This is a genomic window from Acidobacteriota bacterium, from assembly GCA_026393675.1.
Lineage (GTDB): Bacteria > Acidobacteriota > Vicinamibacteria > Vicinamibacterales > JAKQTR01 > JBAXOX01.
Genome location: JAPKZQ010000009.1, coordinates 1 through 10,000, shown reverse-complemented (window position 1 = coordinate 10,000; position 10,000 = coordinate 1). Strand labels below are relative to the sequence as shown.

General features: G+C 64.0%; 1 protein-coding gene and 2 rRNA genes (1 of these 3 cut by a window edge). 2 read left to right on the top strand and 1 reads right to left on the bottom strand.

All coding sequences use genetic code 11. The features are described 5' to 3' along the window. Together NT151_03535 and rrf are read left to right on the top strand one after the other, a co-directional pair. A 23S ribosomal RNA gene (locus NT151_03535) occupies positions 1 to 2,341 on the top strand (it extends 669 nt beyond the left edge of the window). Between the two features lie 216 nt (positions 2,342 to 2,557). Next, positions 2,558 to 2,674: ribosomal RNA gene (gene rrf, locus NT151_03530) — 5S ribosomal RNA — on the top strand. A 297-nt stretch (positions 2,675 to 2,971) separates the two neighbouring features. Here the strand turns inward: rrf and NT151_03525 are convergent. Continuing rightward, positions 2,972 to 9,541 carry a translocation/assembly module TamB domain-containing protein gene (locus tag NT151_03525; GenBank protein MCX6537997.1) on the bottom strand — a complete coding sequence of 2,190 codons (6,570 nt, stop codon included), beginning with the start codon at positions 9,539 to 9,541 and terminating at the stop codon, positions 2,972 to 2,974. Between the last annotated feature and the right edge of the window lie 459 nt (positions 9,542 to 10,000).

Sequence of the window (10,000 nt, the reverse complement as noted above, 5' to 3'; positions counted from 1 at the left end):
TGAGCCGGCTAGTTGCTCTCGGTGGCAAGGTTAAGCGTAAGCGAGCCGTAGCGAAAGCGAGTCCGAAATGGGCGTTAAGTCGTCGGGAGCAGACGCGAAGCGAGGTGATCTATCCTTGGCCAGGGTGAAGCGCGGGTAACACCGCGTGGAGGCCCGAACCAGTGTTGGTTGAAAACAACTTGGATGAGCTGAGGATAGGGGTGAAAGGCTAATCAAACTTCGTGATTGCCCGTTCTCTTCGAAATGCCTTTAGGGGCAGCCTCGGGAGGTCGGCGCTGGTGGTAGAGAACTGAATGGGCTAAGGGGCTTACCAGCTTACTGAACCCAACCAAACTGCGAATGCCAGCGACACGTATCCCGGGAGTGAGACGGTGGGGGCTAAGCTTCATCGTCAAAAGGGAAACAGCCCAGACTACCGGCTAAGGTCCCTAACTTTGTGCTAAGTGGGAAAGGATCTGGAGACGCTCAGACAACCAGGAGGTTGGCTTAGAAGCAGCCATCCTTTAAAGAAAGCGTAATAGCTCACTGGTCAAGCGGCTCTGGGCCGACAATCCAACGGGGCTTAAGCACAAGACCGAAGCCGTAGATCGCCGTGCCCTGCGGGGCGCGGCCTTGGTAGAAGAGCGTTCTCTGCGCACTGAAGCTAGACCGAAAGGACTGGTGGAGTGCAGAGAAGTGACCCTGCCGGCATAAGTAGCGATAAGAGAGGTGAGAATCCTCTCCGCCGTAAGCCTAAGGTTTCCTGAGGAAGGTTCGTCCGCTCAGGGTTAGTCGGGTCCTAACGCGAGGCCGAAAGGCGTAGCGGATGGATATCAGGTTAATATTCCTGAACTACCTGGAAATCGTTATCACGATGGGGGGACGCAGGAGGCTAGCCGGGCCCACGATTGGAAGTGTGGGTTGAGGCATGTAGGGGGATCCGCCAGGCAAATCCGGTGGGTCATATTCCCTGAGGTGCTATCGCGAGAGCCGCAAGGCTCGCAAAGCCGGTGACGCCACGCTGCCGAGAAAAGCCTCTAAGGAGATTTCCGGGTACCCGTACCGCAAACCGACACAGGTAGGCGAGGAGAAAATCCTCAGGCGCAAGTGAGAACCCTCGTTTAGGAACTCGGCAAACTCGCCCCGTAACTTCGGAAGAAGGGGTGCTCCGTTATCGTGCGTCTGGTTCACCCAGGCGTGCGTGAAGGAGTTGCAATAAAGAGGGTCAAGCGACTGTTTACTAAAAACACAGGGCTCTGCTAAGTCGAACACGACGTATAGGGTCTGACGCCTGCCCGGTGCCGGAAGGTTAAAGGGAGAGGTTAGCCGCAAGGCAAAGCTTCGAACTGAAGCCCCGGTAAACGGCGGCCGTAACTATAACGGTCCTAAGGTAGCGAAATTCCTTGTCGGGTAAGTTCCGACCTGCACGAATGGCGTAACGATCTGGGCGCTGTCTCAACGAGGGGCACTGCGAATTTGTGGTACCGGTGAAGACGCCGGTTACCCGTGACTAGACGGAAAGACCCCGTGCACCTTTACTACAGCCTAGTAGTGAATGTTGACGTGTTATGCGCAGGATAGGTGGGAGGCTATGAACCGGGTTTCTTGGGATCCGGGGAGCCAACGGTGAGATACCACCCTTATCACTTCGACGTTCTAACCTCGACCTGTCAGCCAGGTCAGGGACACTGCTAGGTGGGTAGTTTGACTGGGGCGGTCGCCTCCTAAACGGTAACGGAGGCGCGCGAAGGTTCGCTCAGGCTGTTTGGAAATCAGCCGGAGAGTGCAAAAGCACAAGCGAGCTTGACTGCGAGACATACACGTCGAGCAGGTGGGAAACCAGGCTTTAGTGATCCGGTGGTCCCGCATGGAAGGGCCATCGCTCAACGGATAAAAGGTACGCCGGGGATAACAGGCTGATCTGGGCCAAGAGTTCACATCGACGCCCAGGTTTGGCACCTCGATGTCGGCTCATCGCATCCTGGAGCTGTAGCAGGTTCCAAGGGTCCGGCTGTTCGCCGGTTAAAGCGGTACGTGAGCTGGGTTTAGAACGTCGCGAGACAGTTCGGTCCCTATCTGTCATGGGCGCAGGAGATTTGAGGGGGGCTGACCTTAGTACGAGAGGACCGGGTTGGACGCACCTCTAGTGTACCAGTTGTCGTGCCAACGGCAGCGCTGGGTAGCTACGTGCGGAAGGGAGAAACGCTGAAGGCATCTAAGCGTGAAACCCTCCCCAAGATGAGATCTCCCGAGCCGTAAGGCTCCTAAAGGCTCCTGGAAGACTACCAGGTGATAGGCCAGGTGTGTAAGGGTGGTGACATCCTCAGCTTACTGGTACTAATCAGCCGTGAGGCTTGATCATTTACCTCCATTTCATTTCGTGCGTGTCAGAACGCGCCTTCTGCAGGATATTCGTTGTCAAGGTTCTTTGACATTCAGCCGCCGCCCTCGTCTACGGCTTCGAGCCCCGGTGAAGATACCCGGAACCCTCAGCCAGGCGAGAAGCGGGCCGCGTCGGTATACGACGTCGGCTGATTCATATGGCGGGTGGATTCAACGAATCCTCCCCAGTAAGTTTCCCGGTGGTCATAGGAGAAGGGTCACACCCGTTCCCATTCCGAACACGGTAGTTAAGCTTTCTACCGCCGATGGTACTGCGTGGGCAACTGCGTGGGAGAGTAGGTCGCTGCCGGGGATTTTTTGAACGCCCGATACTGGAAACGGTATCGGGCGTTCTTTCTTGTACCATGACCCGATGCCGAAAGGTGTCGGGCCCGTTGTTTTTCCTGCCACTTCAGCCCGGCCGGCGGTCCTGAGACCGCAACGCCTACGCGCCAGCCGGCTTCGACCGGTGGCGCAGCGATGACGACACGCTGCACACCCGATCGCCCGATCGCCAATCCAGATCAGAATCGCCCGATGAACTCGAGCACCTATCCTGCTCCTGACCTCCGTGTCGGCCCGTCCCCCTCCGCTGGAAACGCCTCGCCCTTCAGAAGATCTGTCCGACCGAGATGTACCACCGGAAGGTGGGGTCTCCTGGCCGTCGCGGAATCGGGAAGCCAAAGTCCGCTCGGAGCGGAACCAGGGGCGTCCGGATACGGACACCGAAACCGAGCCCGACCGCCAGGTGCCGCAGCTGGATGCCCTCCGGGCCGAACGCATTGCCCGCGTCGGCAAACACCACGCCCTGCAGCAGCTTCGAGACCGAAACCCGGAATTCCTGATTGAGCACGAGCAGGCGGGTGCCGCCGATGGGAATCCCTTGGAGCGTGCCGGCGCCGAGCCCCTCCTGAGCGTAGCCGCGGACCGTCTGGCTGCCGCCGGTCTTGAAGAGCAGGTCCGTCGCGGCGAGCGACGTGTTGCCGTCCATATTCCACAGCGAGCCGAAGCGCACGGCGGTCGCCGAGACCAGCGGTCCGGCAGGTGCGAAGAAGAACACCTGCCCGACATAGCGAGTGTACCGGAGGTCGGAGCCGATGATGTGCGCGCCCTGCTGCAGGCTCGACGAATGGAACCAGCCCCGCTTCGAATCCAGCATGTTGTCTCGGTGGTCGAACACCACGGCGCCGTTGACGGCGGCCAGGATGCCGTTGGACCAGAGATCGCTGAGCGGCTGCGTCGCGGTCGTCGAGAACCGGTTGTCTGACACGCTGTAGCCCCATGTCACGTCTACCCAGGATCCCGGCCTCCAGCGCTGCTCGACCGACGCGGTCCGGCTCGCTTCGTCGACGACGCTGCCATCGCTGGCAACCGTCTTCTGGTCGCGCAAGCCCACGTACACGTTCGTGCGGATGGGCCAGGTTCCCAGGCGTGGCACAGTGAACAGCGTCCGGACGCTCTTGATGTTGTGGTCGTAGCGGCCGCCGAGGCTCAACGACATCCCACGGCCGAAGAGGTTCCGGTCCCGCACGTCGGCCGCCACGCCAAGCGCGTTCTCGAAGTTATTGTAGACCGGTCCGTACGCGTTCGAGAACTCGACACCATACACGAACTGATAGCGGCGCGGTTCGACGACCGACACCACGGCATTGACGGGAACGACCCCCTTGGCTGTCTCAGCCGGCGTCGCCTCGACAGGTTCGATGCGAATGTCGGCGGCATTGAATACACCGAGTTGATACAGACGCCGCTGGGTCGCAAAAATCGCATCCTGTCCCGCGGGATCTCCCGGCTTCAACTGGACCGCCCGATCAACCAGTGCCGGCCGCGTCGTCTGTACGCCTTCGACTCGAACGGACCGGATGACCTGCTGGCGCCCTTCGGTGACGGTCAGGGTGATGTCGATCAGACCGTTCTGACCGGCCGCTGGCAGTCCGACCGCGACCTTCGCGTTGCGGTACCCGAGGTTCCTGAAGTGCCGCTCGAGCCTGAGCCGTGCGATGCGCTCTTCCCCGGAAGGAAGCAATGCACCCGAGACCAGACCTGTCGCATCCCGCGCAGCGGCCAGCCGCTCGGCGGGCACTCCCGCGACTGTGACAGCACCCACGTGTGTCGCGGGACCTTCGACAATCCGGACGGGCATCACCGCAGACGCCCCGACGACAAGAACCAATCCGGCTTTCACGACGGCGCCGCGATAGCCGGCCGCAGCATAGGCCTCCGAGATCGCGAGGCACAAGACTTCGGGATCCCGCCACGCGCTGTCCGTCACGCCCGCCGCCGTGGCGATGGCGAGCAGATCCTGTTCACTGAAGACCGACGCGCCCTCGAACACGAACGTCCTCTTCGTCACGCGCGGGCCCGTCTGCACGTTGATCGTCGCAAGAAGGACCCCCGGGCTCGTTTCGCTGACGGTCGGATGCACGACTGGCAACACGTAGCCGCGGTCGACCAACATCTCCCGGGCCACGCGCGACATGTCGTCAGCGGCGAACTGGTCGAACGTCGTTGCCGCCCAGGCCATCCGCAAGCGTGCGATGAAGGGCGCATCGGCCGACCACCCCGTGACGACCACCGAGGTCGCCGGCCCGCGCGTGATTCGGTACTCGAGTGCGACCCTGGCCTTGGTGCCGGGGGCAGGGTCGAGCGCGGTTCGTGTCGGGATGACCCGGGCCGTCAGGTACCCGGCGTCGTTATAGAAGCTCCGGATCCGTTCGTGATCGGCGAGCCACTTGCGGTAGTCGAACGTCGTTCCAGGCGTGAGCCCGAGCAACGACCGCAGACGAGCCGTTGTCTCATCGGGCTCGCCAAGGATACTGACGCTCGCGACGGTTTCCTGCAACACGGCGGTGCGCGCCGGAGCTTTCGATTTCGCCACCCCGCTCGCCGCCGGGCCACCGGGCCCGAACGTGAACTGATGACGGACCTCGACCGTACGCTCGAGGTTATCGAGCGAGGCCACGCGCAGCTCGATGTTCAGACGTGGCTTGTACACGACGATCCATGTGGTCGCGTTGTTGTCGAGATTGTCAGAGAAGATCAGTTCAAACCGGGTCAGCAGCGTCTTCGAGACCGTCAACCGGGTTGTCGGCTTCAGGTCGCTCGACACCAGTTCGAAATTCTCGCTGCCGAGTCGTACGTAGTCCAGACCAAACGCCTGGCCCGCCACGCCGAGCAAGTCCGACGAAAGGGCCGTAATGGCGAACTGCCGGGAACCCCCGACCTGCGCGCCACTGTCACCAACCTGCCCCGTCAGCAACATGACCTGCAGATCCCGCTCGGGGAGCGGAGGATCTGACGACAGACTCATCTCGATCGCATCGGCCGGCCCGGAGATTTGGAGCGTGACGGCGTAGGCTCCGACCTGCGCGGTCCCCATCACGCGCAGCCGGGGCACGAGCCCATCATCGGGATCGAAGTCCATCCGGCTGTCGGCGAGCGTGTATGTCCGGCTCTGAAGGCGGATGGTGCTGCCATCGAGGATCGCCACGGAACCGAGAAGGCCAGGTTGAGCGACGGTGCCCACCAGACTCACTTGCGGAAGCAATTCGATCTGTCCAAGACTGTTGTCGAGCCGCAACGGGATCGACGACACAAGCGCCACATCCAGCGCGATCCGGCCGGGCAAACCAGCCGGGTCCGACGCCCCCCCGCGGCTCGGCTGGGTGAGGGCCGTCAGCAATTGCGCCATCTGGGGAAGCGACTCGCGGTAGGGCTCTGTGAGGAAGGTCGCCTTGCCTGTGAGTACCGGTTGGTCGAGCCCTCCGCTCAACATCAGGTCAGCCGAGATCCGGTTCCTGAGCCCCGGCGGGTATTCGACGAAGATGTCGCGCATGGTCAGGCGCAGCCCTCCGCGATCGTGGGAGGAATCGAAAGGCAGGGAACCTGATACCCCCACTGAGCCGCCATTGAGCTGGCCCTTGAGATCGACCGACTCGATCAAGCCTGGCCGGAAGGTGATGCGCCCGCCGACGCCAGCCAGCACCAGTTTCGCGGTCGGCGACAACGCGCTCACGTCACGCAACGTCAGGGCGCCATCAAGCGACGGCTTGTCAAGCGATCCGCCGACGCGCAGTTCGACATCCGCCGCACCATCCACGCGCGGGGCCACGAACGCGTCGAGAAGCGACATCGACGCGGTGCCGCTGACGCGGAGGTCAACGGCGCTGCCGGGGCTCAATCCCACGTGGCCCGACGCTTCCAGCCGCGAGCCGGGCCCCGTTATCGCGAGCGCATTGACGCCCGCGAGGCCGTTCTCGATAGGGATACGCCATGGGCCATCCTGGGTGAACGTGCCGGTCCGCGTCTCAACGGTGAATCCCTCCGCGGTAATCACCCCGCGAAGCTCATCCAGCCTCGGCGCGTTTGCCACGAGTTCGACCGACATTCGAGCCGCCCCGGTCAGCTTCGGGACGGCGGTGCCAAGCGCCTGCATCACGGCGGCGAACTGGGCGTCGATCGTTCCAGTGATCCGCGCCTGATCCGGCCCAGCCGGCGTCGTTGTTGCGACCGGCGCGCGAGCCAGCCACGGCGCGACCCAGGCCGCGGGCGCCGTGGCCGTGGCATCAACCGTCGCCCCCAGAAGCGTGCCCTTGAGCGTCAGAAGTTCGAGGCGATCCGGATCGAGTCGCGCCGTCGCGCCGACGCCGCTGGCGATGTGCACGGCGTCACGCGTGACCGAGGCGATGTCGGCCGAGGCCTGTACGCTCGAGTTGCGCGGATCCGCGTGAGGCACGCGCGCCTCGACGCGAAGCGTGCCATCGGCCACGAGCCCGGACGGGATTGAGCCGGGAGGCAGCAGCGCGAGGATGTTCGCCAGCGATGAGGACAGCGTGACCGACGAAGCGGATGGCGTGTTGGCAGCCGGACCGACCGCAATCGTCGCGCCGCCCACAGTGATGGTTGAGGCGCCGGCGTCGAGCGTGCCGCGCGTCCAGCGCGCAATAGTCGGGGCCGCGAGAGCAACAGCCTGTCCCTGGATATCGCCGCTCAGCCTGTCGAGACCAATCGTGAATTGCGCCGCGTCCAGGTTCTCGAACGTGCCGGATGCGTCAATGGTCCCGTCGACCGACAGGTGAATGCCAGTGGTCAACGCCGGGGCCACGCCGCCAAGGGTGAGCCACCGCACAACATCGGCGTGGATGCACTCCGCACGGGCCGTGTGGGCTTGGGCTTCGGTGAGATCGTACGAACCGGAGAACCGGCATCCAAGCTCTGGAACAGAGACCGCGCCGGTGACTGCCGCGAGGCCGCTGTGAACATGCCCCTGAACCGGCCCGATCGACTTGGCCGCCAACGTTGCCGCAGACGACTCGAACGCGACCTCGAGATCATCCGCGTCGTCGCGGGTCACCCAGCTTCCCTTGACCGACGCGCTGCCGCCGACTGGCCACTCGGCTGGCGCGAACGGCGTCGACGCCCAGCCCGCGTCGATGACACCGTCGAAGGACACGTTGGACCCGGCTTCGAGGATGCCAATCGCGCCGCTCAGTCGGACCTCGGTGCCCGGAGCCTTGAGCGCCAGGGACTTCGTCACGAGCTGTCTGGGGTCGAGATCGAAGGTCCCGCCGACACTGATTCCTCGGAGACCCGACACGACGACATCCTCGGCCGTGACCGCCGCCTGCCATTGCGGCATCGCCACCGATCCGCGTACAGGGCCGGTCAGTGTTGCGCGGGCGCCTTCGAGGCGCGTCCGGAATGCCTCAGGCAACGAAACGTCGAGCTCGGCCATGCGCGTGATCGCGGCCTTGCCGTTCGCCGTGGACACGTCCAGCGTCCCAGCCACAGCCGACTGGCCGAACCGCTCCGGATCGATCCGCAGCGCAAACTGCCCGCGTGCGGTAGTCTCGCCGGGCAGCCACTGTCGCCAGTCGACCTGCCAGCGTGCGTTGCCGCCGACCATGTTGACGATGCCGTGGTCATCGCCATCGGGATTGCCCGACCTCACGCGTGTCTCCAGCCTGCCGGCGAGGCCGGCGAGGTCAGGTGCAAACCCGGGCCAGTTGACGACAGCCGTGCCCTCTGCCGAAACGAGCGGGATGCTCTTGGGCTTCAGCTCGACCATCGGTCCGAGGCGACGCAGCAGCGACGCGCGCCACGTGGCGTCGAGCGTGCTGCGTGGAGCGGACTTGCTCCACGACAAGAAGCCCTTCCCGCGTGCGGTGATCTCGGGCACGTCGAGCGCAAACGCCTGCACCTGAACACCGGGCCCGGTGAGTAGCGCGTCGGCGGTCAGGCGTCCCGGGGAGAGCGTTAACCACGCAAAGCCGGCCGCGTCAGCCCGCGCAGTGGCGGTGGGCGACAGGAACGGTCCGGCGACATGGCCCGCGAGCGCCGCGCGGCCCTTCAGTGTCGATGTCCTGTTCCACCAACCCGCGGCGCGAGTGAGGTCGACCGAGGCACGGTAGTCAAGCTCGATGGGGTAGTCCTTCTCGAACAGGGCACGTCCGGAGGCCTCAATCCATGCCGTGCCCGACTGTGCAGCGAGCCGGCTGGCCGTCACTCGATTGCCGTCGACGACCAACGACGCACTCAACGAGTCGAACGGCAGGCGGGCGTCCGCGATCTCGAGGAGCAACATCCCCGGCGACACCGACTCGAGCCGCAGGCGGCCGGGCGCGTCGCCCGTACCCTTCAACGACAGCTTCCGGATCGCCACTCTCGTGCTTGTCGGCCCGCCCACGAAGAACGAGAAGTTGTCGATGGCCACCTCGCCGAGTTGCAGCGACCCGAGACCCCGGAAGGGCTTGCCGTCGCCGTTTCCGCCGGCGACCTTCGTCAGGTCGACAACCGGATCGACGATCCTGAGGCGCTTGATGATCGGGCGACCCTTCAGCACGCCCCATTGCGCACCGATGTCGACGTGGGTGGCGGTGAAGTAGGGTGTCGCGGGGGTGGCCCGGCTGGCGATGGACACGCCGTCGAGCGTGACGCGCAGGCCGAGCGGAGCGAATGTGACGTGCTCGGCGCGGACGGCGATCCCGAATCGATCCTGGAGTTGTACGACGACCCGGTCAAACGCCCAGCGCTGGACGGGGGCCGTGTACGACAGGGCCAGCAGCGCCACCAGCAACGCCACGGGCGTCGCGATCCACCACGTTCGACGACGGCGCCTGGTGGGCGGTCGGTCCGGACTCTTGCCGGGGTTCGCGGCCGAATCGCCAATCAGGGCAGACATGTAGACAGCTGGGGATTGTACTCCCCAGACATCCTAGACAATTCTGGTGCGCGTGATCGTACCGAATTGAACAGGTTGTCGTCATTCGGGGTTCCCGCCTTCGTCGGTTGCTGGCGACATCGGCTTCGGCGTAGCAAGCGGGATTCGGGATTGCGGGGGCCCGCGGGCGCGGGCGCTCGCGTTAGCGGGCGAACGGATTCCGAAGCGGCCCCTCGAACCAAGCCGACAGCGATAGTCTGCAAAACGCGCCGCGAGGGCCGAGACAAGCTGCGCGAATAGCGAAATCGTCAGGTCGGCGACACGCCCCGGCAAGGCGCGCTTTGGTGCGCCGTGAAGCGGCGTGTTCCTCGTGGGATGAAAGGAGCCCACCCCTATGAACCGCTGAGCAGTAGGGTAGCGCGGTCCCCTGCGTGAGGTCGTGAGACCTCCAGCAGAAGCGGGACCTGTATGCCGGGCGGT

Coding starts and splice junctions, on each gene's coding strand:
- NT151_03525 (MCX6537997.1), bottom strand. CDS start 9,541: ATGTCTGCCCTGATTGGCGATTCGGCCGCGAACCCCGGCAAGAGTCCG.